The following is a 25,348-nucleotide window of genomic DNA, read 5'->3' as shown; positions in this document are numbered from 1 at the left end:
TATTTAAAGATATTATTTGTATTTTTTAATATAAATACTTAATCGTTAATATATTATTTATATGTTTTTTAAATGCTTTGTCTATATGTTTTTTATATGGATTTTTTTTTAAATTAATTGTTCCTTGTGCTAATTATGATAATCAGTTTTAAAACCAAAGGAAATGTCCATGAAAAAAAACTCTCTATTTACTGTCTCACTGTTATCTGTATTTATTTCATTATCTTGTTATGCTCATCAAGATGTTATTTTAAACCCTGATTCATTATCAGATGCACAGGTATCTATTGATAGTGACACAGGGAGAACACAAATTGAAGTGATAAATACTAATCAAGATGGTACCGCCCATATCTATTATAATCGTCTTGATGTTGGTGATTTGGGTTTATCATTAAAAAATAATGCTGAAGCAGAATTAATTATTAATGAGGTTGTTTCTAAAGATGTTTCAATTCTAAGAGGTGAGCTTGAGTTACAAGGAAAAAAGGCGACAGTGGTTATAGCTAATCCTAATGGAATTTCTTGTCGTGATTGTTCTTTCTCTGGAATTAATGATATTAAACTAATTGCAGGTAGCAGTACAGGGAAATTTTCTAAGACATTCACTATAGCAGATATAGGTTCTAGTGTTGTTTTTGATATGAGAAATAAATTAGATAAAAATGAATATAGTCATATTCATCGCAATTATAAAGATATTTCATCTGGAATAATAAATATTATCTCTAATAATGTAGACTTGATTCAAGGTGATTTAAATGCTGAATATATTCGTTTTGATATGGGGTTAAGTGAGTTTAATCTTGGAGCTAAAAATGATTATAATAAACAGAGCCATTTTTTGTTAAGGACAGAGGCAGGAATAAATAGTCGATATTTAATAATAAAAACAAAAGAGGGTAACATTTATAATTATGGTAATATAAATACTTTATCACTAAATCATGAGTCTTATGGTTTGATTAATATGGGAAAAGTGTATATAAATCAAGATGATAATTTATATAGAACAGCTTATGATGGGACGAAACAATCAAAAGTAATGGTTTATCAATATTCTGCTGAAATTAATAATTCATCATTTAATGTTAAAAATAGTAATCTATTTATGAAAGCGGATCTAATGTTTTTAGATAGAGCATTTAATATTGATGATAGTTATTTATATGGAATGGCAGGAACCCTAAAAATAGATAATATATCATTGTTGAATAATAGTGTTCTTGATATTGTCGCTGAGGATAGTATATCTCTTGGTGGTAAAATCCAGGGGCATGGTCATGTTATATTACAATTAAATGATGATAAAGTTGATATTGAAGGTAAAAACTTGTTAATAGGAACAGAGGGATTAAGATTAGAGGGGGGAACAAAATATAAATTAGGTAGATCAACTATTATAGATTATACTGAATACAAATAAGGCTATTTTAATTATTACTATCGATTTAAATCCTAACACTAATTCAATATTTATCTGAAGGTTGTTACATATAAATCAATATATTAAATAAAATACTCCCTGTATTATATTGAGATAATACAGGGACTATTCTTTAATTATAAAAGAAAATTATATTTGTATTTTTCGCCCAGCTAATATTGAACGCTGTGCTTGTCCATCTGCACCATAAAGTGTTGGGCTATGATTTTTCTGTAGAAAATGTAGCGTTTCACTATTGCGAGTAATATGTTGCTCTAACAATAAGCCATTGTGTTGATTAAGATGTTTTAACTCTTCCGTTAGATCAACCAGTTGTCCCCATAAATCAGCTAAAAAAGGCTGTCCTTGATAGGGTCTATCAATACCAACTTGTTTACTGAGTATTTGACGTTTTTGATCGGTATGACCTAGAGCTGTTAATACAAAATTCTTCTGTTCAGTTAGTTCATGCAGCTTATTGATATCAATACTTCCTGCACATAATAACTGTTGCTCAGCACGTAAAATACCCGCAATGGTATTGAGCTGTGATAACTGAAGATCTAAGGTCTGGCGGAGTTCTTCCATCATAATCTTTAATATTATTTAGTTATGCTTTCAGCAGCTTCTCGGAAAAGTGCTTCCGCAATTTTGCTGCTGTCCATTGTTAATGTTCCATCGGCAATCGCTGCTTTTAAACGGGCAACTTTCTCGACATTGATGTCTTGATTGCTAGGTTGAACTAATTTTTTCTGTGCTTCACTTAGTTTCACAGAAGTATCACCCGCCATTGCTTTTGTTTGCGTATTACCGGTTTTTCGTGCTTCTTGGGCACCTTCATTAAGGTTACGCTGAGAAATGGCCGTGATTGGGATAAGTGGATTTGTGCGTTCAATACTCATAGGAAAATCCTTTGTTAGGCATCAATTAATCGTCAGATGAAGCCATTGTAAACAACCTATGTGTTTTCGCCTATCATCTTGTAGCTTTATATCGGCAGTGTAGATATAAACTTTAATGTTATCTTACTCGTCATACTTCAAGCTGTAGCGTTGTTGGCGTCACTCATTCGCACTAGTCACATACTTATGTATGCTCCTAGCAACTCATTCGCTTGCCGCCTAGCTACAACTTGAATTATTTAGAGTATTTTCTCGTCATACTTCAAGCTGTAGCGTTGTTGGCATCACTCATTCGCACTAGTCACATACTTATGTATGCTCCTAGCAACTCATTCGCTTGCCGCCTAGTTATAACTTGAATTATTTAGAGTATTTTCTCGTCGTACTTCAAGCTGTAGCGTACTCATTAGCACTAGTCTACAAGCAGCGTTTTTATTCAACTTATAGTGCAAGAGAGTTTACCTTGCCTTGCTATCATTAAAACGGTTAACAAGTCATTTAATATAGGCTTATTCTGCTTATCGTTACCTTTAATTGTTATCTTTAATGTATTACAAGGGGATACGTACAGAGCCATTTTCCAGCGCTTCACCAGTAATAATTTGCCCTGATTTGACCCGTATACGAATACTTTCATTGGCAACGGCATTGTTAATCGCTTTTCCTTCATAACGGATTTGAAAGTGATCACCTTGTGCAAAAACCGTTACAGTCTGCCCCGCTAAAATGGCCCAAGGGCGACGAACCATAGTTGATGTTATTGGTTTTTCGGTCGCAATATGGCGCATAGCAATGGCATTTTTAATAAAAACAGCATCTCTTAACACGTCATAAGGTAGCTTTTCTAAATCTCCTTTTATGATCTTAATCGAAGATTTTGTTATTACATCATCACGATTAATCTCTTTTTTAGCGACTAAATATTGTCCATAAACACTCACATCTACTTGTATAAAACGACGTTGATTATCGCACTGAATGGGGATAGAAAGACGTCCCCAGTTGCGAGAGCCTGCATGCTGTAGGATTTCTTGTTGTTGGCAATGTGGCCATTTATCCTCTGGGGTTAAAACGGTTACGGTGACTTTATCGTCTTTGTGGTGGCGCGTTTGGAAAAATTGCTGTAGCGCTTCGGGTAGGGGATTGGCTATACCGCTATTTACTATAAAGAAAAAAGAAATAACACCGATAAACGTTCTAACAGACATAGTTTGTATCACCTTATAAAGTTTATGCTAATGGTGTGGTTAAACTTATTTAGCCAAAATAGTGTACATCCTCTTCACATACCTTAAACGCATAAATAGCAATTCAATTTACCCCTATTCCTCCAATCATCTTTTTTTTGAGCGTTTATTCTGTTAACTGAAATTGTTTTATCAGCTGAGGTGAGTGGTTTAGCCACCAAGGATAGAAGATGCTCGATAAATTAGAAAATACGTTTCATTTTCAACAAGAAGCGCTTTCACTACGTAATAAACGCCAAGAAATTTTGGCGGCAAATATTGCTAATGCTGATACGCCAGGCTTCCAAGCAAGGGATATTGATTTCGCGGCTGAGTTGAAAAAAACCATGGAAAATGGGCGTACTGGTAGTCATGGATTGCAACTGACAATGACATCAGAACGCCATATTCCTATTAAGCCGGGTTATCGCTTAGAGGCTGATTTGCTTTATCGGGTTCCTCATCAAACATCGATGGATGGTAACACGGTCGATATGGATATGGAACGGAGTAATTTTGCCGATAATAGCGTTAAATATCAGGCAGATGTGACATTTATTAACTCTCAAGTTAAAAGCATGATGGCTGTATTGCAACAAGGATAAAGAGTATGTCTTTATTTAGTATTTTCGATATTTCAGGTTCTGCACTTTCAGCACAATCACAACGTTTAAACGTCAGTGCAAGTAATATGGCCAACGTAGATAGCGTTGTGGGGCCTGATGGTGAACCTTACCGTGCAAAACAAGTGGTTTTCCAAGTGAATGCGCCAGCGGGTCAAGATATTGGTGGTGTTCATGTTACGCAAGTAGTGGATGATCCGACACCCTTTCGTATGGAATACCAGCCAGGAAATCCATTTGCAGATGAAAAAGGCTATGTGCGTAAGCCTAATGTCGATGTAGTCGGTGAAATGATCAACACCATTTCGGCGTCAAGAAGTTATCAGGCTAACGTTGAAGTGATGAATACAGCGAAATCGCTGATGCAAAAAACGTTAATGATAGGTCAATAGGGAGAATAAATTGTGGGTATTTCTGCCTCAATGAATGAACCTACTGATAATACCATTATCGGGGAAGCGCCTTCATCCTACCACACTAAAAAAGGGGGGAGTGATGATATTAAAGGTAATTTCCTGACGTTGCTTATCACGCAGATGCAAAACCAAGATCCCACCAATCCAATGCAGAATAATGAGTTAACGTCACAGTTAGCACAGATTTCTACGGTTGAAGGGATAGAGACGCTAAATAAAACAGTCAATACCATTGTTGGGCAAATTGACCAAAGTCAGGCATTACGTGCGACCTCATTGGTTAATCATATGGTGATGATTGCCGGTAATGAAATCAGCGTTGATAAGATTAATAATGGTGAAAACGCTGGATCTGATACAGATACAGATACAGATACAGATAAAGATACAGATAAAGATACAACACCTGATACTAAATTAGGTAAGTTACGTGCATCTACTGATGCGACAGATAATGAAAATATCTTCTCCAGCGCTTTTGGTTTTGAATCCTTTAGTCCAATAGATACGCTTACAGTCAATATTACTGATAGTAGTGGGGCTAAAGTTCGCACGATCGAAATGAATTCAAAAATTCTGCCGGATGTTTATCACTTCTTTTGGGATTGCACTGATGATGATGGTAATAAAGTTCCTACTGGAAAATATCAATTTACAGTAAATGCCACATTTAATGATGCTCAAGTTCCAGTAAAAACACTTAAAAGTGCGATAGTCAATTCCGTTTCTATGAAAGAGGGAAAACCTCATCTTGATGTTGGCCTCGGTGTCATCGTTTCATTGGACGAAATTCGTAAAGTTTTTTAATCAACATTAATTCAATAATGGAGGGCGCATGTCCTTTTCTCAAGCAGTCAGTGGTTTAAATGCAGCAGCCGCTAATTTAGATACTATTGGTAATAATATCTCAAACTCTGCAACCTACGGTTTTAAGGGGGCAACAGTCTCTTTTGCCGATGTTTTTGCCGGCTCTGGTGCAGGGCTTGGTGTAAAAGTATCAGGCATTAGCCAAAACTTTAAAGATGGTAGTATCACTACTACTAACCGCCCAACCGATGTGGCGATTTCTGGTGGTGGTTTCTTCCGTATTGAAGATAGTAACGGTGGCGTTTTCTATTCACGTAATGGTGAATTTGGCAAAGATAAAAACGGCTATCTCACTAATATGCAAGGCATGCGTATTACAGGTTATCCAGTACAAAACGTAGACGGTAAAAATGTAGTACAAAAAGGGGCAACACCAACGCCTATCATTATTCCTACCGATATGATGAATGCAAGTGCAACCGATAAAATGGATATGACGGTTAACTTGAATTCAGCTGAAGAGGCTATCGATCAAACAACACATAAATTTGATCCCAAAGATAACGATTCTTATAACTTTAGTACTAACGTGACAACCTACGATAGCTTAGGTAATGAACATAACCTGAACTTATTCTTTGTTAAAACCAAAGATAACGAATGGAGTGTTTATGCTCAAGACACCACAACAGGTGAGCCAGCACAAGATCTGGGTAAATTAGTTTATAAGGATAACGGGGTACTAGATGAAACAGCACCTAAGCTGAAAAACTTTACTACCGTTGCTTATAAAGGTTCACAACCCATGGATATGGAAATGAACTTTAGTGGTAGTACGCAGCAAAAAGTCGCTGAATCAAGTGTCTCTAAACTCGCGCAAAATGGTTATCAAGCAGGGGAATTTACCAATTTCCGTATTGAGCCAGATGGTTCCATTATGGCGACCTACTCAAACCAACAAAGCCAAGTGGTTGGTCAAATCGCATTAGCTAACTTTGCCAATCCTGGTGGCTTAAGTTCACAAGGTGACAATATGTGGTCTGAAACCAATGGTTCAGGCTCACCCATTGTTGGTGTGGCAGGCTCTGGCGTATTCGGTAAATTAACCAACAATGCCTTAGAAGCCTCTAACGTAGATATGAGCCAAGAGTTAGTTAACATGATTGTTGCTCAACGTAACTATCAATCTAATGCGCAGACTATCAAAACTCAGGATCAGATCCTGCAAACACTAGTTAGCATGCGCTAATAACGCAGGAAATCATCTGTTATGGATCATGTGATTTATACCGCGATGGGCGGTGCCAGACACTCAATGGAAAACCAAGCTGTCGTGGCGAACAATTTAGCAAATGCATCAACACCAGGGTTTAAAGCGCAACTTAGTGCGATGCGAGCCGTACCTATCAATGGCGAAACCTTACCGACGCGTACACTTACCGTCGCGTCAACGCCCGGTAGTGATCAGCGTCAGGGAACGATGAATTACACCGGCAGACCGATGGACGTTGCTTTAAGTGATAATGGCTATTTGGCTGTTCAACTTGAAGATGGTACGCAAGCGTATACCCGAAACGGCAATATTGAGCGTAACGCTGATGGCATGTTGATGGTACAAGGCCGTCTTTTGATGGGCGATAATGGCGCAATTGAAGTGCCACCACAAGCGGAAATTAGCATTGCTAATAACGGCATTGTCACGGCTCATGTCCCTACCGATCCACCAAAAATGCTAGGGCAAATTGGTCGCCTAAAAATGGTGAAGCCAGAACAAAATGATTTGGTACGAGGCGATGATGGTCTATTTCACCTATCACCTCAAGGTACAGCACGAGTGGGTGAAACGTTACCTGCGGACGATAACGTCAAAGTCCTTGCTGGTGTATTAGAAGGTAGCAACGTCAATCCTGCTGAAGCCATGGTCGATATGATTGCCAATGCCCGCCGTTTCGAAATGCAAATGAAGGTGATCCACAGTGCAGATGATAATGCGCAACGCGCTAACCAATTGCTATCAATGAGTTAAATAGTGTAAGGGGAAAACCATGATCCGTTCTTTATGGATTGCTAAAACAGGGTTGGATGCACAACAAACTAACATGGATGTGATTTCCAACAACCTCGCAAACGTCAGCACAAATGGTTTTAAACGCCAGCGTGCGGTTTTTGAGGATTTACTCTATCAAACTATTCGTCAACCGGGAGCGATGACATCCGAGCAGACGAATGCGCCTTCTGGTTTACAAATTGGTACTGGTGTTCGCCCAGTGGCGACAGAACGTTTACATAGCCAAGGTAATTTAGCCCAAACTAATGGTACGCGTGATGTTGCTATCAAAGGGCAAGGTTTTTTCCATGTTCAATTACCTGATGGTACGGATGCTTATACTCGTGATGGCTCTTTTCAAATGGACCAAAATGGGCAATTAGTGACCTCCAGTGGCTTTCAAATCGTCCCAGCGATTATTTTGCCAGAAACCGCTAAAAAGGTGATGGTAGGTCGTGATGGTATTGTCAGTGTGGAGATTGAAGGATCGCCTGCACCTCAACAAGTAGGACAATTAACCCTCACCACATTTATTAATGATAGCGGGTTAGAAAGTGTTGGGGAAAATCTGTACTTAGAAACAGCCAGCTCCGGAGCACCCACTGAGAATGCGCCGGGTATTAACGGTGCGGGCTTGTTATATCAGGGATATGTTGAAACCTCTAACGTTAATGTCGCGGAAGAATTGGTCAATATGATCCAGACTCAGCGTGCTTATGAAATTAATAGTAAAGCGATTTCAACTTCTGATCAGATGTTACAGAAACTCACGCAACTCTAATTTCGTTGATTCATTAGCCTGACAGAATTTCTGTCAGGCGTATTACTAAAAGAGTATCGAAGATGGATACAAAGGTCATTACTGACAATTCTGGGGCAAGCAAGCTTAGTGTCAGATGGCGTCGTCATCAACGTTTAGGTACCGCCCTGTTGGTACTGACACTAGCAGGGTGCGCTCAGATACCGAAAAAACCATTGGTTGAAGGACACACCACGGCAATACCTACTGCGCCTACCACACCAGCACCTAATGGCTCTATTTTTCAGGCTACTCAGCCGGTTTATTTTGGTTATCAGCCATTATTTGAAGATAGGCGACCGCGAAATATTGGCGATACATTGACTATCACCTTGCAAGAAAATGTCAGTGCCAGTAAAAACTCGTCGGCGAATGCCAGTCGCAATGGTAAAGCCGGTTTCCTTGCTTCTATCACACCAAGGTTCTTAGAAGGATTATTAGGGAATAGCCGTACTGATATGGGCATGGAAGGAAACAGTGAGTTCGGTGGTAAAGGTGGTGCTAATGCAAATAACACCTTTAAAGGCACCATTACGGTAACGGTTGATCAGTTATTGGCAAATGGCAATCTACACGTTGTGGGTGAAAAACAAATTGCGATAAACCAAGGTACTGAATTTATTCGATTTTCAGGCGTTGTGAATCCGCGCACTATCAGTGGCTCAAACACGGTCAATTCAACCCAAGTTGCTGATGCGCGTATTGAATATATCGGAGACGGTTATATTAATGAAGCGCAATCCATGGGATGGCTACAACGTTTCTTCTTAAATGTATCACCTTTTTAACGAGTAGGATCTAGATGAAAAAATTAGCGATTAGCCTTTTCTTTATCGTGATGACATGTGTCGGCTTTTCTGCCCATGCCGAACGGATCAGAGATCTTACTTCGGTTGAAGGGGTAAGAGAAAATGCGCTGATTGGTTATGGTTTGGTTGTCGGCCTCGATGGTACGGGTGACCAAACCATGCAAACACCTTTTACCACGCAAAGTCTAAATAACATGCTCTCACAATTGGGGATCACCGTACCTGCGGGCACCAATATGCAGTTAAAAAACGTCGCGGCAGTGATGGTGACAGCAAAACTACCTCCTTTTGGTCGTACTGGGCAATCTATCGATGTGGTTGTTTCTTCATTAGGTAATGCCAAAAGTTTACGAGGTGGTACGTTACTGATGACCCCACTTAAAGGGGTAGATAGTCAGGTTTATGCGGTAGCCCAAGGGAATATTATTGTCGGTGGCTCTGGTGCTTCTGCGGGGGGCAGCAGCGTAAAAGTCAATCAATTAGCGGGTGGACGTATTAGTAACGGTGCCATTATTGAGCGTGAGTTACCTTCTCAGTTTGGTCAAACGGGATTATTAAACTTACAGCTTAACGAAGAAAACTTCACGCTAGCACAAAGTATTGCTGATGCGATTAATAAACTACGAGGGGTAGGAACGGCGCTTCCTCTTGATGCCCGTACGGTGCAATTACGTGTACCTCTTGGTAAAAGTGAACAAGTTCGTTTCTTAGCAGATGTGCAAAACCTTGAGGTAAAACGAGTTATTGCTGATGCTAAAGTGATTATCAATGCAAGAACAGGTTCCGTTGTAATGAACCGTGATGTGGTATTAGGTAGCTGTGCCATCGCACAAGGCAACTTATCTGTTACGGTAGATAGCCAAGTGAATGTGAGTCAACCGAATACTCCTTTTGCAGGTGGCAGTACGGTTGTGTCACGTAATACGAGTGTTAATGTCAATGAAAAGGGTGGTTCATTACAAAAAGTCAACGCCAGTGCTAGCCTCAATGAAGTGATCCGTTCACTCAATGCGCTAGGTGCGACCCCAACAGATCTCATGTCGATATTACAAGCGATGGAAAGTGCGGGTTGTTTACGGGCGAGATTGGAGATTATCTGATGAAAGAGTTATCTCTGCTTTCTTCAATGCCGAATATTTCAACGCCGGCATATGATAGTAACGCATTGAATAAACTTAAATATCAGGTTGGACAAAATGCCGATCAGCAAGGGCTGCGCCAAGTGGCGCAGCAACTTGAGGGGGTTTTTGTGCAAATGATGTTAAAAAGTATGCGTGAAGCTATTCCACAAGAGAGTATGTTCAATTCAGAAAGCACTAAAATGTACACCTCTCTTTATGATCAGCAAATTGCTCAAGATTTATCCAAAAAAGGCTTGGGGTTTGCTGACATGATTGAAAAACAACTATCAGCTAAAGTAACGATGGAACCGAGCGAACTGGCCGGTAAAACGCCGATGCCATTAGACAGCAGTGATATTTTTCAATCAATGCCAACACAAGCATTAGGCCAGCTCTATCGTGCGATGCAACCGTTACAAAATGCAGTTGAAAGTACGGTAGGCAAGTTAAAAGGACTGTCTGAAAGTAGCGCTTCTTTTGCCGCTAAATTGTTAGGGCCTGCTAAACAAGCGACACAAGGTACAGGTATTCATCATCTTTTAGTTGTAGCACAAGCGGCACTAGAATCTGGCTGGGGTAAACGAGAAATTTTAACGGGTGATGGAAAACCGAGCTACAACCTGTTTGGTATTAAAGCGGGGCGTTATTGGAAAGGGCCTGTCACTAATATTATGACAACGGAAGTGATTGACGGTAAATCGATCAAGATGCGTGATAATTTCCGTGTCTACGGCTCTTATGTGGAGGCTATCCAAGATTATCTAAGATTGCTTACGGAAAGCCCGCGCTATGCCAAAGTACCGCAAGCCAAAACACCAGAACAGGCTGCTTATCATATTCAAGAAGCCGGTTATGCAACCGATCCGGGGTATGCCAAAAAACTTGTTTCTATTATAGGGCAATTAAAGGGACAGGGTGAGCAAGTTGCGAAAACTTATACCCATGATTTAAGTGAACTCTTTTAACTATTCTCCCCTCAAGTTTAGAGGGGAATAACCGATAACAAATAGCAGAGCATCCATATCAATTGCCTAGTTATGCTCCGAACATACAGGAGATGACTAAACGTAAAAGGATAGACAAATGTCCAACAATTTAATTAATACAGCGATGAGCGGGCTTAATGCAGCACAAGCTGCGATGAGCACAATTAGTAATAATATCGCTAACCAAAAAGTAAATTGGTATAACCGTCAAATGACCGTATTTAATGAAAACGGTGGCACGATGACCAGTAATGGTTATATTGGAAATGGTGTTAATGTGAGTCGTATTCATCGCGAATATAATGAGTTCCTAGCGGGGCAAATGAATCGTGCGGTAACAAAACAGAGTGCTTTAAATAGCTATAACAAAAATATCTCGCAAATAAATAATTTATTAGCGGATAAAGGCAATGATGTTTCCAGTGCAATTGATGACTTCTTTACCAGCTTACCTAATGTAACGAACAATGCGGAAGATAACCCAGCTCGTACCACCATACTGGGTAAAGCGGAAGCAATGGTGAATATGTTTAACAAAGCGGATCAATCATTACGCGATCTCGAAAAAGACATTAATAGCCAAGTCACTAATACCACTAAGAATATTAATGAATATTCCAAGCAGATAGCTAAATTAAATCAAGAAATTAGCCGCTCACAAGGTTTTAATGGTGCCGAGCCTAATGATCTGCTCGACCAACGCGACCGCTTAATTCAAGAGCTAAATACGCTAGTTGATGTACAAGTGACCCAACAAGATGGCGGGTTTGTTAATGTCAGCTTTGCCAATGGTCTTCCTCTTGTTGCAGGGACGCGCTCTTATGAAGTCTCTGCTATTCCTTCCAATAAAAACAGTGAACGCCTTGTTGTTGGTTATAGCAACGGTATTGATGAAGTTCGTGAAGTTGATGCTAAACGTATTAATGGCGGTGAATTAGGTGGCGCTTACCGTAGCCGTAATGAAGTATTAGATGCAAGCCGAAATCAATTAAACCAATTAGCTTTAGTGTTGGGCGATCAATTTAATAAACAACATGAGCAAGGTTTTGATTTAAACGGCGATAAAGGTGATAAGTTCTTCAACCTAGGTGGGGCACATACCATGCCTAATGGTAAGAACAAAGGTGATGCGACTTTTGATGTCAAATACACTGACACAAGAGAAGTTAAAGCTGCAGATTATACGGTTAAGTATGAAGGTGGTAAATGGAATGTCACTGTAGAGCCGGGGAATCGTAAATTTACAGCAACACCTAATGCAACAACGGGTGAATTAGAATTCGAAGGAATGAGCATCAAAGTCAATGGAGCTGCACAAGAGGGCGATTCTATCGTTGTTCAATCTGTAGGCAACGTGATTGCAGGAATGAGTGTTGCAATCAGCGATCCAAGCAAAATAGCTGCCGCGGGTACAAAAGACTCTGGACCTAGTGATAATGAGAACATGAAAAAATTGTTCGAATTACCCGATGAAAAACTTATCGATGGTAAAGCAACAATTGCTGGTGGTTATGGCTCACTAATAAGTATGGTGGGTAATAAAGTGAATACTGCGCAAGTTGATTATGATGCGCAAAATGCGATCACCAGCAGTATTTTAACACAGCAACAATCGGTTTCAGGGGTCAACTTGGATGAAGAATACGGCGAAATGTATCGTATCCAAGAGTATTACATGGCAAATGCAAAAGTTATTCAAACTGCAAATACCATGTTTGATGCGATTATGCAGGTCTTATAAACCCTCTTTGATTAAGGAATAAATCGTGCGTTTAAGTTCAAATCAAATTTACACTCAGCGAGTGGATAATATTACTAGCTTGCAAAGTAGATGGATGACAGAAGGGAATAAAATTTCCAGTGGTCGACGTGTTGAAAAACCTTCTGATGATCCGATGGCGGCCTCACAAGCGGTAATGGTTAAGCAATCTGAAGCGCGTAATCAGCAATATGCGACAGCACGTGGATTTGCTAAAAACAGCATGTCATTGCAAATGAGCCTTTCAAGCCAAATGGTCAATATCACCACAAAAATTCAAGAAACATTAGTGGCTGCCGGTAATGATGGCGCATTAAGTGATGAAGATCGTGCCTCTCTTGCGGAACAATTAAGTGGTTTAAAAGATCAGTTAGTGGGGATTGGCAATACGAAAGATGGTGTTGGACGTTATGTTTTTGCTGGTTTCCAAACAGATAAACCACCTTTTGTTGCTGACAAAACGGGTAAAATCACCTACCAAGGTGGAGACAAGCAAATTACTCAAAAAGTTGATAGCAATATTGAAATGGTATCCAACTTTACAGGGATAGAAACGTTACAATCATCAGGAGGAAAAGGCACAGAGCCAGATATTTTTAATGCCTTAGATGAAGCCATCAGTGCACTACGTGAACCTCTAGTTGGAAAACCACAAGCTGATCGTGATGCTGCATTAGATAAGATTAATACGGCTAACCGTGTTAATCGCGCCACATTAAATAATATTTCTAGTGTGGAAGCTAAATTAGGTTTACAGCTTCAAGAACTTGATAATTTAGATGATTTAGGTGCAGATACCTCATTAAGAAATGCTAAACGCTTAAGTGAGTTACGTGACTTAGATTGGACACAAGCAATTTCAGATTATTATCAAGAAGAGTCGGTATTACAGGCATCTTATAAAGTCTTTAATGACATGAAAGATATGTCGATGTTTAAGATGTATCGTTAATTTAGTCACAATAGTAAATAGCATCTTATTCTATAAAATAAGCGATTATCCCCCGATATTTATCAGGGGATTTTTTTATCTGTAACGAATGAAGTCAGTACAAGGTTTATGCATGACTTTAGTCGCAGTAGCAGTAAGTGCCCGTGCTGATCCTTTAGCACGAATATTAAGTTATCTAGCTGACTTTATTCATCACTGGTTTATAGCAAATGATATATTAATTGTGGAATAAACAAAACAAGTGACAAAAAGCAGATTAAATTTAATTAGCCAATGGAAAAATAGATAACACAATCTCAATCATCAGGTTTTTCAAGAAACTAATTGCTGCAATATTAAGGTAATACGATTGAATGTATCGCTAAAGACGCGCTCAGTAAACACAGGTAATGCTGGCATAATCAGTGATAACGCCAACATACCGATCGTGAGGGTAAGAGGGAAACCGACCACAAAAACAGAAAGCTGTGGTGTCATACGGTTTAAAATACCTAATGAAAGGTTGAGTACTAATAGTAGAGTGATTAATGGCATGGCTAACATCATCCCGTTAATAAATATAGTGCCACCACTTTGTACTAAAGTAAGGATACCCAATGAATTAAAGGTCTGATTTCCAATAGGAACAACATAGAAAGTATCTGCTAATACCGATAACAGCCATAAATGCCCATCAAACACCATAAAAAGCAACATGGTTAACATGTTAAAGATACGAGCAAGAATAGGCATATTCGGGCCACCTGAAGGATCGACGAAAGTCGCAAATGACAGCCCCATCTGTAAACCAATCACTTCTCCTGCATGACGTACAGAAGCAAAAGCTAACTGCATAGATAAGCCTAAAATTGTGCCAATTAAAATTTGTTGGATCAGTACCCAAAAAGCCATGATAGAAAAGAGAGGTACTTGACTTTGCGGTAGCCCTGGTGCAATTAACGCCGTGGTTAAAAAGGCGAGTCCAATACGAAATTTTTTAGGTGTCTGTTTTTCACTAAACAAAGGCGCGGTACTAAAGAGTGCCAAAATACGCACAAATGGCCAGAAAAAATCACTGATGTAGCCATTAAGTATTTCACTGGTCAAGGTTATCATTGTTATTAGCCAATCATTCCTGGAATGCCAGTAAATAAGTTATGCATATAGTCTAATAACAAACTGAGCATCCACGGCCCTGCGACTAAAATAGCCGCTAATACAGCAAGGATCTTAGGAATAAACGACAGTGTCATTTCGTTTATTTGTGTTGCTGCTTGCAGCATGCTTATTACTAAACCGGTAACCAGTGCAGACAATAATAGAGGTCCAGCAAGGGATAAGGCAATTTTCATCGCTTCCGTTCCTAATGCTAAAACAGATTCAGGCGTCATAAAGAACCTCTTTGCTAGTTAAAAAAGCTTTGAGCCAATGAGCCAAGTATTAACTGCCAGCCATCGACTAATACAAATAACATGAGTTTAAAAGGCAGTGAAACGGTGGCGGGTGGCACCATCATCATACCGAGTGCCATCAAGACGCTGGCAACCACTAAGTCTATGATGAGAAAAGGGATAAAAATCATAAAACCAATTTGAAAAGCGGTTTTTAGCTCACTGGTAATATAAGCAGGCACTAAAATTCGCATAGGTACGCTATCGCGTGTTTCAAATGCGGGGGCATCAGCAAGACGAGCAAAGAGTGCAAGATCGGTTTCGCGCGTTTGTTGCATCATAAACTGGCGCAGTGGTTGTGAGCCATTATCGAGTGCTTGTTCAAAAGTGATTTTATCTTCACTAAAAGGGAGATAAGCATCTTGATAAATTTTATCAAACACCGGTGCCATAATAAAAAATGTCATAAATAGCGCAAGACCCAGTACCACTTGGTTAGGGGGAGCAGAAGGTGTACCTAACGCATTACGCAATAAACCCAGCACAATGATAATCCGAGTAAAACTCGTCATCATCAGTAATACGGCGGGAATAAAACCTAGGGCTGTGATAAAAATCAGTGTTTGTACTGGCAATGACCAGCTTTGGCCACCTCCCGGTAATGGGTGTGAAATAACACTGGGGAATTGAGCAAACGCATGGCTTGGCAATAGTGACAAAATAAGGACACTAGCGAAGAGAGGCCAGCGCTTTAATGCGTTAAAATAAGAGACACACTGATGCATTATGAGTTGCCTTTATCTCGCTTTAGCGTTTTTTGTAATAATTGAATAAATAACGGTGAAGAAGGTGGTATAGGCGCTTCCTGCGAGGCATGATTAGGAATAGGTAAGGTGTGTAACAGATTAATCTGCGATGCCGTAACCCCTAATACAAGCCATTCCTGCTCGATTTCAACAACGACAACACGCTCTTTGGTACCTAATGAACAGCTCGCTTTAACCGTGAGTTGTGCTTGATTAGCTTTAAATGTACCGCGAGCAAAGCCAAAACGGCGGAAAAGCCACATTGCAACAATAATCAGTACAATAATACCCGCAAGCGCGGTGCTGACTTGCACAAGGCTTTGTCCAACGGGTAAAGGTTGCGCCGGTGTTTGGATAGTTTGCGTTGTGGCGGGTGCGGCAGTATTAACCGCACCTTGGCTGGAAAAGGAAGGGATCTGTTCCATAGATCAACGACTCAGACGGCGCATACGTTCTGAAGGGGTGATGATATCGGTAATGCGAATACCATATTTATCAGAAACGACCACGACTTCTCCTTGGGCGATTAAGTAGCCATTGATAAGAATATCAAGGGGTTCACCCGCAAGCCCATCTAATGACACTACAGAGCCTTGTGATAGGCTTAGGAGTTTTTTAATCGTCATTTTGGTACGCCCTAACTCTACTGTCAATTTGACAGGAATATCCATAATCAAATTGATATCAGATAGATGATTAAGCGTATCATCTTCAGGTAACAGATGTTCGAATACGTCGGAACTATTATCTTGGCTTTTGCCAGTTTGCTGTTCCATTGCATCAGCCCACATATCCTCAGCCGATTGTGAATTATCAGTTGGGCGATTTTCATCACTCATTGGTTTGTTCCTCATCCAGAGCGTTTAAAACAGGGTTAATTAAATGTTCAACACGAAGGGCGTATTGCCCATGGACTGTACCGTATTGACTTGTTAATACCGGCACACCATCAACATGTGCAATCAATCTTTCTGGTTTATCAATAGGGAGCACATCCCCTTTTTTCAGGGTAAGGACTTTTGATAAACGCAGCGGAATGTCAGTAAAGTTAGCAACCAACTCAAGCTCTGAGTGCTTAACTTGGTTTACTAAACTGTCTAACCAAACGCTATCTTCTTGGCGAAGGTTTTCAATTGGTGGATTGATTAGCCGTTCACGTAGCGGTTCAATCATGGCAAAAGGAATACAGATACTAAATTCCCCTACCATAGAGCCAATTTCTACTTGAAAAGGTGTCGTCACCACAATGTCATTTGGTGATGAGGTGATATTGGTAAATTTTACCTGCATCTCAGAACGAACATATTCAACTTGAATTTTGAAGATGGAGTCCCAAGCATCACGATAGGCATCAAGTGCCAGTTTTAACATTTTGTTGATAATACGCTGCTCTGTATTGGTGAACTCGCGTCCTTCAACGGGAATTGGAAAACGCCCATCGCCACCAAACAGGTTATCAACCGCGATATAAACCAGATTCGGCTCAAAGGTAAATAACGCTGTGCCGCGTAACGGTTTTAAATGCACCAAATTTAGATTAGTTGGTACAGGTAGGTTACGGGCAAAGTCATGATAAGGATGAATTTTTATGCCACCAACCGTGATATCAGGGCTTCGGCGAAGCATATTAAACAGCCCCATACGGAATTGACGCGCAAAACGTTCGTTAATAATTTCTAACGACTGTAACCGTTCTCGAACGACACGACGTTGCGTGTTCGGGTCATAAGGCTGAATATCCGGTTCATTCGGATCCTTCGCTATCGCAGGTTCCCTGTTCGCGCTTTTTTGGGCGTCGTCACCTGATGTGTCATCATTCAGCAGAGCATCTATCTCTGCCTGTGAAAGGATATTATCGCTCATAATGATTATCGCAGAATAAACGTGGTAAACAGTACATCGGAGAGGATCTGTTCAGATTCACCCGGTACAAGAGTCGGTCTCAGCGTTTCTTTTATTTCTGTCATGAGTTGTTGTTTCCCCGCATCTGTTGCAATTTTATTAGCGTGTTGACGAGAAAGAAGTAGTAGCAAGCGACTACGAACTTCGGGTAAATAATCATGTAAGCGCTTACGTGTATTCTCATCATGTAAGCGTAACGTGATCCCTATGTAGAGTACGCGATCTAAATGTTCTTCTTCATCAATCAGATTGATGGTAAAAGGCTCTAATGACATAAAAACGGGGGCCGGTATAACTTTTTGCTGACTAGTGCCCGTAGTACCTGATTTAGCATGCTTCAATGCCCACCAACTATATCCACCGAATGCCGCTGCAATAATGGCGATCACCAATAATAGGATGATCAGAATTAAGCTATAGCTTTTACGTTCATTGCTGTAATTAGACATGGACAGTTAAATTCCTGTTTTGTAGTGGATACGTGTTCACTTTTGTGGACTTCCATATCCATCTAAATCAACCTTAATTATCCCGCTATTTCTGTTTTTTAATGGCAGAAACAGATAGGGAAAAAACCATTAACTCTTACGTTTATTGACATAGTGTGTCCTCCCAATACATTTGTATTAGGCAAAAATATCGACACCACCACGAGCAGAGGCTAACTCTTGAGGCGTAAGGGTTATCTTTTGTGCCGTTTCTGAGGCTAATTGCATAGAATTACCCTCGCTTCTTTGATGATTATCGGCACCATTTCCACTAAATTGAGAGGAATCTGACATATTTTGTTGTTGCCAACCGTCATGACTGTCGCTAGACACTTGACTTTGTGTGAGTTGTATCCCATTTTCAGAGAGCGCTTGACGCAAATGATGCAGGGAATTTTCTAACACAGTACGCACTTGTCCATTTTGAGAGGCAAGATGTAATTGAGCCTGTCCATCTTCAATTTTCATGCGAATATGTAATGAACCCAACTCTTCGGGATGTAAACGTAGCTCAGCTTTTTGTAAACCATTACGACTAAACATCACAATTTGCTGATTGAGTTGCTGTTGCCATTCCGGTGTGCCTATTTGTGCATTTAACATCGGGGTAGGCATCGAAGGAAAGTGCATTTGCGCTTGCATCATTGATGACGGTTGCGCATGACTTGCTACTGATGAAGAGGCAAACACCGAAGAGGTCGATAATCTATTGTGTAGATCGCGTTCAGCAATACGGTTATTACCGATTATTTGGTTTGCCAGATTATCGGCTAATTTTGTATTGGCTGATGCTTTGTCATCGGCTAACAATCCATCCGCTTTTTCTGCCACGGAAGATAACAGTGAAGCGTTATCAACTTTCTTTGCTGAATGCCCATTCGTTAAATGGCGAGCTTCATGTGTTGCAAGTTGGGTTAATGACGCTGTTTCAGGGCGTAATTGAGCAAGTAATGATTTGTCATCTGCATTAGCTTGCGTATTGAATTGTTGCCATTTATCGACAAGATCACGTTCAGCACGGGCATTTTCTGCCATAAGGTGAGATAACTCGTTTCCATTCCCAGCATGCTTTAACGAGGTTCCCAATAAATGTGGCTGATGAGCTTGGTTGGCTGAAAGCGATGTAGATTTTAACCCTGCAAGTCCGGCAAGTTGTACTGGAAGCTCTGCCGCTAATTCTTCTGCGGACATTAATGAAGAGGCCGTTTTATTTTCAAGAATTGAGCTAAATTGCTCATTATCAGGTAACGAGAGGGCAAGATGGGTATTTTTCGTTGCTGGCGCCTCTAATGCCGCATATTCAGTGACAATAGTATCAATATCGTCATCATTTTGTTGGTCTTTATTTTTTTCAGTGTGATTGTGCGCCTTATTCTCTTTTGAGGAATGGCCTGAAATAGAGGCGTTTTTTTTATCACTGGGTGTATTCTGAGGTTGAGTACTCAGAAGTTGTGCAAATGTCGACGCATTATCACCGGGTTGACTTGTTGTAGCGGATGTCGTTCCCGGAGAGGTTGCAGTGACATCCATGGTCAGAAGCGTTATCTCCATCAAGTTGTTCTCCGTAAAGTACTACGCTGTGCGTACTCATCCATTTGTTTCTGCTCAATACGATCAAGTTGTCGCTTACGGCTATCTTCAGCGCGTTGCTCCAATGTCTCAAACGCATTGAGTCGTTGCTGTTTTTCTCGCCAATGTTCCGTTGCAAGGTCGAGTTGCGCTTGCCAATGACGAAGTTGCTGTTTATGTTGCTCGATAGTTAATTCAAGTGTTTTGAGAAACTGTTGATAGTTTTGCCATGATGCTGATGACATGCCTCCCACATTTAACGTCTGGTTGAGACGAACACGGTATTCATCCTGATACCCGATCAACATATTGAGTTGCTGTTCCATCTGTTGATGACTCTGGCGGACTTGGGCTAGTTGGACAGCGGCTTGTTCTGCCGCTGTCTGTGCCAGTTCCCTCAGTGTCACTAAAGGTGACTGCTCCCGCATTGGAACCCTCTTTACTTTTTCTGATTATGTTCAGAATGAATCTAGTGTGATCAGTTGATTAAGTTGTTCACAAGCATGTTGATAGCTACATTGCTCTTGAATATCTTGTTGTAAGAATTTTGCTAATGATGGATAAAGGGCAATCGCCTTATCCAGCATAGGATCACTGCCTGCAGCATAAGCCCCTACATTAATTAAGTCGCGATTGCGCTGATAACTGGATAATAGCTGCTTAAATACTTGTACTCGGCGATAATGTGTTTTATCAATCAGTGAGGTCATCGCACGGCTAATGGACGCTTCAATATCAATAGCAGGGTAGTGACCCGATTCCGCCAGTGAACGCGAAAGCACGATATGGCCATCCAAAATAGCACGGGCAGAATCAGCGATTGGATCTTGCTGATCGTCACCTTCTGTTAACACGGTATAGAAAGCAGTAATGGAGCCACCACCATCAACGCCATTACCGGCACGCTCAACAAGTGCGGGTAATTTTGCAAATACAGAAGGGGGATAACCTTTTGTCGCCGGCGGTTCACCAACGGCTAAGGCAATTTCACGCTGCGCCATGCTATAGCGAGTTAACGAATCCATAATTAATAAAACATGTTTACCGCGATCACGAAAATCTTCGGCAATACGGGTTGCATAAGAAGCACCTTGCATTCGCAAGAGTGGCGAAACATCAGCAGGTGCTGCTACTACCACTGAGCGTGCTAATCCTTCTTTACCTAGGATATTCTCTATGAAGTCTTTAACTTCACGACCACGTTCACCAATAAGCCCCACGACAATGACGTCGGCTTGAGTAAAACGCGCCATCATACCTAATAGAACACTTTTCCCGACACCCGAGCCGGCAAAGAGTCCCATACGTTGGCCACGGCCGACCGTAAGTAGTGCATTGATGGCACGTACACCCACATCAAGTACATCTGTAATGGGGGTACGTTGTAATGGGTTGATAGGTGGTGTAATCAGTGGTGCACGATAACTGGTATCTGGCGGCGGTAAACCATCTAGGGGATCACCTGAGCCATCAAGTACGCGGCCTAATAAGGCATCACCAAGGGGTAATTGTCGGCCTTCGCCTTCACGACCGGGGATCGATTGAGCGTAGACTCGAGCACCTGGGGTTAATCCTTCCACTTCTTGTAGTGGCATGAGTAACATTTGGCTACCGTTAAATCCGACGACTTCACTTTCAACTTCTTCAACCGTTTTACCAATGGTACGTTCTATTAAGCAGGTAGAGCCAAGGGGCATAACTAGCCCCTTAGCTTCCATGACTAAGCCTGTAGCACGGGTTAAGCGACCATATTGGCGTATGCGCGGAATTTTATTTAAACGAGATTCTGCATCAGCGAGTTTTTCTAACCAACGCCCCAATCTTGCGGTCATTACAACGCCTCCGGTGCAGCAAGACGACACAATTCATGCCAACGTGTCGCAATTGTGGAATCAAGATCACCATCATTGGTTACAACACGGCATCCCCCTACATGGATACTATTATCAGCCACCACTTTCCAACCGTGGGCGGTAAGGGAATCGCCTAATTCCTTTTCAATCAGAGGGATATGTTTAGGGTTAATCCGTAGCTGTGGATCCCCTGCAAACATCTGCTCTTGTTGCAACATCAGTGTAATTTGAGCAAGTAATGCAGAGCCATCACAGACCGCAGGTTGTCCAAGTACTTCTTTGGCTGCTGTGAGTGCTATCTGCATTAATCGTGAGGCAATAACACTATCTAAACCATTTAATGAATGCCTAAATTCAGCTAATAAGCCTTGCCATTCATTAATAAAAGGTTCTTGTTTAGCAATGCCTTGACGGATACCTTCTTCGATACCCGATTGTAATCCTGCCTGATAGCCTTCCTGATAACCCTGGTTTTTCCCTGCCTCAAAGCCTTCAGCATGGCCCAGTTTTTGGGCCTTTTCTTTCATGTCATCAAGCATATTAATTTGCTCGAGGACTTTCTGTTGCTGAACGACTTCTTTTTCTTGATTTTCGTCTTCCTTCTCGTCTAACCCCGTGTCTTCCTTGACTTTTAATTCCCAGTCAATAAGTTCTTTTGGAACCCAAGGCTTCCAGTTTGTATCAGTATTTTTATCAGACATAGGTATCGTCTCCTCCATGAAGAACAACTTCACCGCTCTCAGCTAAGCGACGTACAATAAGCAGAATTGCTTTTTGCTCAGCTTCCACTTGAGACATGCGAACAGGTCCACGAGACGCCAAGTCATCACGCATAATTTCAGCAGCACGCTGCGACATATTGTTGAGGAAATGATCGCGTAGTTCTTGATCGCAACCTTTTAATGCCACAACCAAGGATTCGGATTCCACTTCCTGTAGAATGCGCTGAATTGAACGGTTGTCGATATCGATAAGGTTTTCGAACAGGAACATTTCGTCGATAATTTTCTGTGCCAATTCGCCGTCGTAGTCGCGTACTGCGGTGATAACATTTTCTTCTTGCTGACTTTTCATCAAGTTGATAATTTCAGCTGCAGTACGAACACCACCCATTTTGCTACGTTTGAGATTTTGACCATCAAGTAAATTGTTCAGTACTTCCGTTAATTCAGCTAAGGCTGATGGCTGAACACCACCAAATGTTGCGATACGTAACATAACGTCATTACGTAATTTTTCATCAAACAGAGCAAGAATATCAGCGGCTTGACCACGTTTTAAGTGAACTAAAATGGTGGCGATAATCTGTGGATGTTCATCACGGATAATATCGGCAGCCATTTGTGGCTCCATAAAGTTAAGTGTCTCAATACCTGTTGTGGTTTCACGGGTTTCTGAGATCTCATCGAGCAGATTATTAGCACGCTCTTCACCTAAGGCTTTAACAAGTACAGAGCGTAAATAATCATTAGCATTCACATTTAATGCTGCATACTGAACAGCATCTTCTTCGAAGCTTGCCATCACATCAATGAGTTGTTGATTGGAGATCTGACGCATAGAAGACATCGCAATACTCAGTTGTTGCACTTCACGTGTCGTTAGATGTTTAAATACTTCTGCTGCGCGATCTTCACCCAATGTCAGTAACATAACGGCGCTTTTTTCGGTTCCAGTTAAGTCATTACTCATTGTTCTTTACTCATCCATTGACGAATTACCATGGCTACAACACGAGGATCTTTTTCTGCCATCTCTCGAATGCGTTGGCTTTGTAATTCGGCACTAACACGTTGACGTGCTTGTTTACGTCTTGATTCTTCATCTAATTCGGCTTCGTTGACATCATCTGTCACTTCAAGCTTGGTTTTCAAAATCGCTTTTTGTGCGGCGACTTCTGCTTCACGGCGTTTTTCAAGTTGAGGTTTCACTAATTTACGCCATAAGATCCACGCGATGATAACAAGCAATAACCAGCGGCCTAAATCTAATGCTTTAGCCAATATTTGTGGATTTTCCCACATAGGGACGCTAATCACTGGCTCTTCGGTATCGTTAAATTGAGAATTAACCACACTTAAAGAGTCACCGCGCTCTTGGGAATAACCCATCGCTTCACGTACTAAACTTTCAATTTGTTGAAGCTGTTCATCGGTTAACGGAACTTGTTTATTTTCGACAATAGGCTCTTCACCTTCTGTTGCTTTTTTCTTGTCTTCTACGGTTTTGTAATTGACGATTACCGCAACAGAAAGGCGCTCAATATTGCCAACAGGTCGTTTAACATGACGAATACGACGATCTACTTCATAGTTGGTTGTTTCATCTAAACGGCTATTGCTGTTTGGATTACGCGTCATTGAACGATTAGCATTGGTAGATGTTGCTTTCTCATCAGCCGCCGTGTCTTTGGCTTTTTCAATCGGCGCTTGCGGTGGTGCAACAGGTTGATTAGATAACGCACCGGGCACACCGCCAGCTAACATGCCTCCATTTTGCTCACTTTGGCTCACTTGTTTTGAGCGTACTGCAGCTTGGTTAGGGGGCTGATTAGGCTTGTACTCTTCAGCGGTTTCTTCTGTATGAGAAAAATCAACTTGAGCGGTGACCTGCGCATGAACATTACCACGCCCAACAATAGGGCCTAATAGTGTTTCAATACGTTGCTGGTAGCGACTTTCCAACTCTTGGACATATTTGAGTTGAATAGAATTAAGATCACGACCTAAAGCATCGGGCTGTGTTAATAACTTACCGCTTTGATCAACAATGGTCACATTACTATCGGGCATACCTGCAACACTACTTGCTACAATATGTACGATGGCATTAATTTGACCTTCGTCCAAGGCTCTACCTTGCAGCAGACCTACTGTTACAGAAGCAGAAGGTGATTTTTGCTCACGAACAAAAAGAGAGGGTTTAGGTAATGCTAAATGAACACGAGCATTTTGCACTGGACCTAAGGTTTCGATGGTACGAGCAAGCTCCCCTTCAAGTGCACGTTGATAGTTAATCTGTTCACTGAACTGGCTGATCCCAAACTTTTCTTTATCAAGTAGTTCAAAACCGGCAGCTCCACCTTTTGGAAGCCCCGCTTGTGCGAGTTTCAGGCGTAATTCATGAACCTGATTGTCAGGTACCATAATCGCAGAACCATTTTGTGATAGGCGATAGGGTACATTCATTTGTGTTAACTGTGTGACAATTTCGCCACCATCTTTATCACTAAGATTACTATAAAGCACTTTATAATCAGGGCTTTGTAGCCATAAAAAAGCAGCAACAAAAATGGCAATCGCCGCCGATCCCGCAATAATAAGCGGAATTTTCGGATCGGCTTTTATCCGGTTAATAATGGCGTTAAAACCTTTTTTCTGGTTCACAACGTCGGTTTTTTCGGCATTCATAGACAATCCTTGCCTTGTAGTTCGGGATGAATACTAAAAGCGTGGCGTAACAAAACAGACTCCCCTTACGCAAATAA

The 25,348-nt window shown here is 41.0% G+C and carries 28 protein-coding genes; 12 read left to right on the top strand and 16 right to left on the bottom strand.

Going from position 1 to position 25,348, the window contains the following annotated elements; translation table 11 throughout:
* Nucleotides 1–169: 169 nt before the first annotated feature.
* Nucleotides 170–1,426 carry a two-partner secretion domain-containing protein gene (locus tag AACQ49_RS01350; RefSeq protein ID WP_161778847.1) on the top strand — a complete coding sequence of 419 codons (1,257 nt, stop codon included), beginning with the start codon at nucleotides 170–172 and terminating at the stop codon, nucleotides 1,424–1,426.
* Between the two features lie 150 nt (nucleotides 1,427–1,576).
* On the opposite strand, the gene AACQ49_RS01345 is transcribed toward AACQ49_RS01350, so the two are convergent.
* The 3 genes from AACQ49_RS01345 to flgA all read right to left on the bottom strand — a co-directional run bounded on the left by AACQ49_RS01345 (nucleotide 1,577) and on the right by flgA (nucleotide 3,536).
* On the bottom strand, nucleotides 1,577–2,014 hold the full coding sequence (locus AACQ49_RS01345) for a flagella synthesis protein FlgN (protein ID WP_223805438.1): 438 nt from the start codon (nucleotides 2,012–2,014) through the stop codon (nucleotides 1,577–1,579).
* A gap of 14 nt (nucleotides 2,015–2,028) precedes the next feature.
* Entirely contained in the window at nucleotides 2,029–2,328 is a 300-nt protein-coding gene (flgM, locus tag AACQ49_RS01340) for a flagellar biosynthesis anti-sigma factor FlgM (protein ID WP_004248342.1), read from the bottom strand.
* A gap of 551 nt (nucleotides 2,329–2,879) precedes the next feature.
* The gene (gene flgA / locus AACQ49_RS01335) at nucleotides 2,880–3,536 is read right to left on the bottom strand and encodes a flagellar basal body P-ring formation chaperone FlgA (protein ID WP_004243539.1); all 657 of its coding nucleotides are present in this window, start codon (nucleotides 3,534–3,536) and stop codon (nucleotides 2,880–2,882) included.
* 209 nt (nucleotides 3,537–3,745) lie between these two features.
* Between flgA and flgB the strand changes: the two genes are divergently transcribed.
* The 11 genes from flgB (at nucleotide 3,746) to flgL (ending at nucleotide 13,873) form a co-directional block, all read left to right on the top strand.
* Nucleotides 3,746–4,159, top strand: coding sequence for a flagellar basal body rod protein FlgB (gene flgB, locus AACQ49_RS01330; protein WP_004243538.1), 414 nt, complete (start codon nucleotides 3,746–3,748; stop codon nucleotides 4,157–4,159).
* A 5-nt stretch (nucleotides 4,160–4,164) separates the two neighbouring features.
* Nucleotides 4,165–4,569, top strand: coding sequence for a flagellar basal body rod protein FlgC (gene flgC, locus AACQ49_RS01325; RefSeq protein WP_004243537.1), 405 nt, complete (start codon nucleotides 4,165–4,167; stop codon nucleotides 4,567–4,569).
* A gap of 12 nt (nucleotides 4,570–4,581) precedes the next feature.
* On the top strand, nucleotides 4,582–5,400 hold the full coding sequence (locus tag AACQ49_RS01320) for a flagellar hook assembly protein FlgD (protein WP_049201179.1): 819 nt from the start codon (nucleotides 4,582–4,584) through the stop codon (nucleotides 5,398–5,400).
* Between the two features lie 28 nt (nucleotides 5,401–5,428).
* The gene (gene flgE, locus AACQ49_RS01315; RefSeq protein ID WP_004243535.1) at nucleotides 5,429–6,649 is read left to right on the top strand and encodes a flagellar hook protein FlgE; all 1,221 of its coding nucleotides are present in this window, start codon (nucleotides 5,429–5,431) and stop codon (nucleotides 6,647–6,649) included.
* A gap of 21 nt (nucleotides 6,650–6,670) precedes the next feature.
* The gene (locus AACQ49_RS01310; protein ID WP_004248338.1) at nucleotides 6,671–7,426 is read left to right on the top strand and encodes a flagellar basal body rod protein FlgF; all 756 of its coding nucleotides are present in this window, start codon (nucleotides 6,671–6,673) and stop codon (nucleotides 7,424–7,426) included.
* Nucleotides 7,427–7,445: 19 nt separating this feature from the next.
* Entirely contained in the window at nucleotides 7,446–8,228 is a 783-nt protein-coding gene (flgG, locus tag AACQ49_RS01305) for a flagellar basal-body rod protein FlgG (protein WP_004243533.1), read from the top strand.
* Nucleotides 8,229–8,290: 62 nt separating this feature from the next.
* A complete protein-coding gene (locus AACQ49_RS01300) occupies nucleotides 8,291–9,034 on the top strand; it encodes a flagellar basal body L-ring protein FlgH (protein WP_004243532.1) in 744 nt (247 codons plus the stop codon).
* Between the two features lie 14 nt (nucleotides 9,035–9,048).
* Complete coding sequence (locus AACQ49_RS01295) at nucleotides 9,049–10,155, top strand: flagellar basal body P-ring protein FlgI (RefSeq protein WP_004243531.1); 1,107 nt, start codon at nucleotides 9,049–9,051, stop codon at nucleotides 10,153–10,155.
* The gene (gene flgJ, locus AACQ49_RS01290; RefSeq protein ID WP_004243530.1) at nucleotides 10,155–11,141 is read left to right on the top strand and encodes a flagellar assembly peptidoglycan hydrolase FlgJ; all 987 of its coding nucleotides are present in this window, start codon (nucleotides 10,155–10,157) and stop codon (nucleotides 11,139–11,141) included. Before AACQ49_RS01295 ends, flgJ begins: the two co-directional genes overlap by 1 nt.
* A 118-nt stretch (nucleotides 11,142–11,259) precedes the next feature.
* A complete protein-coding gene (flgK, locus tag AACQ49_RS01285) occupies nucleotides 11,260–12,903 on the top strand; it encodes a flagellar hook-associated protein FlgK (RefSeq protein ID WP_004243528.1) in 1,644 nt (547 codons plus the stop codon).
* A 25-nt stretch (nucleotides 12,904–12,928) separates the two neighbouring features.
* On the top strand, nucleotides 12,929–13,873 hold the full coding sequence (gene flgL / locus AACQ49_RS01280; RefSeq protein ID WP_161778846.1) for a flagellar hook-associated protein FlgL: 945 nt from the start codon (nucleotides 12,929–12,931) through the stop codon (nucleotides 13,871–13,873).
* A gap of 312 nt (nucleotides 13,874–14,185) precedes the next feature.
* Here flgL and fliR read toward each other — a convergent pair whose 3' ends face one another.
* From fliR to fliF, 13 genes are all read right to left on the bottom strand, one after another.
* Nucleotides 14,186–14,968, bottom strand: a complete 783-nt coding sequence (gene fliR, locus AACQ49_RS01275; protein WP_004243525.1) for a flagellar biosynthetic protein FliR — start codon at nucleotides 14,966–14,968, stop codon at nucleotides 14,186–14,188.
* Between the two features lie 5 nt (nucleotides 14,969–14,973).
* Entirely contained in the window at nucleotides 14,974–15,243 is a 270-nt protein-coding gene (gene fliQ / locus AACQ49_RS01270) for a flagellar biosynthesis protein FliQ (RefSeq protein WP_004243524.1), read from the bottom strand.
* Between the two features lie 14 nt (nucleotides 15,244–15,257).
* Nucleotides 15,258–16,028 (bottom strand): flagellar type III secretion system pore protein FliP, encoded by a 771-nt coding sequence (fliP, locus tag AACQ49_RS01265; protein WP_004248331.1) that lies wholly within the window; start codon nucleotides 16,026–16,028, stop codon nucleotides 15,258–15,260.
* Nucleotides 16,028–16,474: a flagellar biosynthetic protein FliO gene (gene fliO, locus AACQ49_RS01260; protein WP_004243522.1), complete on the bottom strand. Its 447-nt coding sequence runs from the start codon at nucleotides 16,472–16,474 to the stop codon at nucleotides 16,028–16,030. The genes fliP and fliO overlap by 1 nt, the downstream gene beginning before the upstream one ends.
* Before the next feature lie 3 nt (nucleotides 16,475–16,477).
* Entirely contained in the window at nucleotides 16,478–16,888 is a 411-nt protein-coding gene (gene fliN, locus AACQ49_RS01255; protein WP_004243521.1) for a flagellar motor switch protein FliN, read from the bottom strand.
* Complete coding sequence (fliM, locus tag AACQ49_RS01250) at nucleotides 16,881–17,912, bottom strand: flagellar motor switch protein FliM (RefSeq protein WP_004243520.1); 1,032 nt, start codon at nucleotides 17,910–17,912, stop codon at nucleotides 16,881–16,883. The genes fliN and fliM overlap by 8 nt, the downstream gene beginning before the upstream one ends.
* A gap of 5 nt (nucleotides 17,913–17,917) precedes the next feature.
* Entirely contained in the window at nucleotides 17,918–18,400 is a 483-nt protein-coding gene (gene fliL, locus AACQ49_RS01245) for a flagellar basal body-associated protein FliL (protein ID WP_004243519.1), read from the bottom strand.
* Nucleotides 18,401–18,577: 177 nt separating this feature from the next.
* A complete protein-coding gene (locus AACQ49_RS01240; RefSeq protein ID WP_012368056.1) occupies nucleotides 18,578–19,990 on the bottom strand; it encodes a flagellar hook-length control protein FliK in 1,413 nt (470 codons plus the stop codon).
* The gene (gene fliJ, locus AACQ49_RS01235; RefSeq protein WP_004243513.1) at nucleotides 19,990–20,436 is read right to left on the bottom strand and encodes a flagellar export protein FliJ; all 447 of its coding nucleotides are present in this window, start codon (nucleotides 20,434–20,436) and stop codon (nucleotides 19,990–19,992) included. The genes AACQ49_RS01240 and fliJ overlap by 1 nt, the downstream gene beginning before the upstream one ends.
* A gap of 30 nt (nucleotides 20,437–20,466) precedes the next feature.
* Nucleotides 20,467–21,840: a flagellar protein export ATPase FliI gene (gene fliI, locus AACQ49_RS01230; protein ID WP_004243512.1), complete on the bottom strand. Its 1,374-nt coding sequence runs from the start codon at nucleotides 21,838–21,840 to the stop codon at nucleotides 20,467–20,469.
* Entirely contained in the window at nucleotides 21,840–22,562 is a 723-nt protein-coding gene (gene fliH / locus AACQ49_RS01225) for a flagellar assembly protein FliH (RefSeq protein WP_004243511.1), read from the bottom strand. Before fliH ends, fliI begins: the two co-directional genes overlap by 1 nt.
* A complete protein-coding gene (fliG, locus tag AACQ49_RS01220; RefSeq protein ID WP_004243510.1) occupies nucleotides 22,555–23,553 on the bottom strand; it encodes a flagellar motor switch protein FliG in 999 nt (332 codons plus the stop codon). Before fliG ends, fliH begins: the two co-directional genes overlap by 8 nt.
* Nucleotides 23,550–25,271, bottom strand: a complete 1,722-nt coding sequence (gene fliF, locus AACQ49_RS01215; protein WP_004243509.1) for a flagellar basal-body MS-ring/collar protein FliF — start codon at nucleotides 25,269–25,271, stop codon at nucleotides 23,550–23,552. The genes fliG and fliF overlap by 4 nt, the downstream gene beginning before the upstream one ends.
* Nucleotides 25,272–25,348 lie beyond the last annotated feature (77 nt).

It is taken from the genome of Proteus sp. G2675 (assembly GCF_963886535.1).
Lineage (GTDB): Bacteria > Pseudomonadota > Gammaproteobacteria > Enterobacterales > Enterobacteriaceae > Proteus > Proteus mirabilis.
The sequence above is the reverse complement of the archived record's forward strand: the minus strand, read 5'-3'. Positions and strand labels throughout refer to the sequence as shown.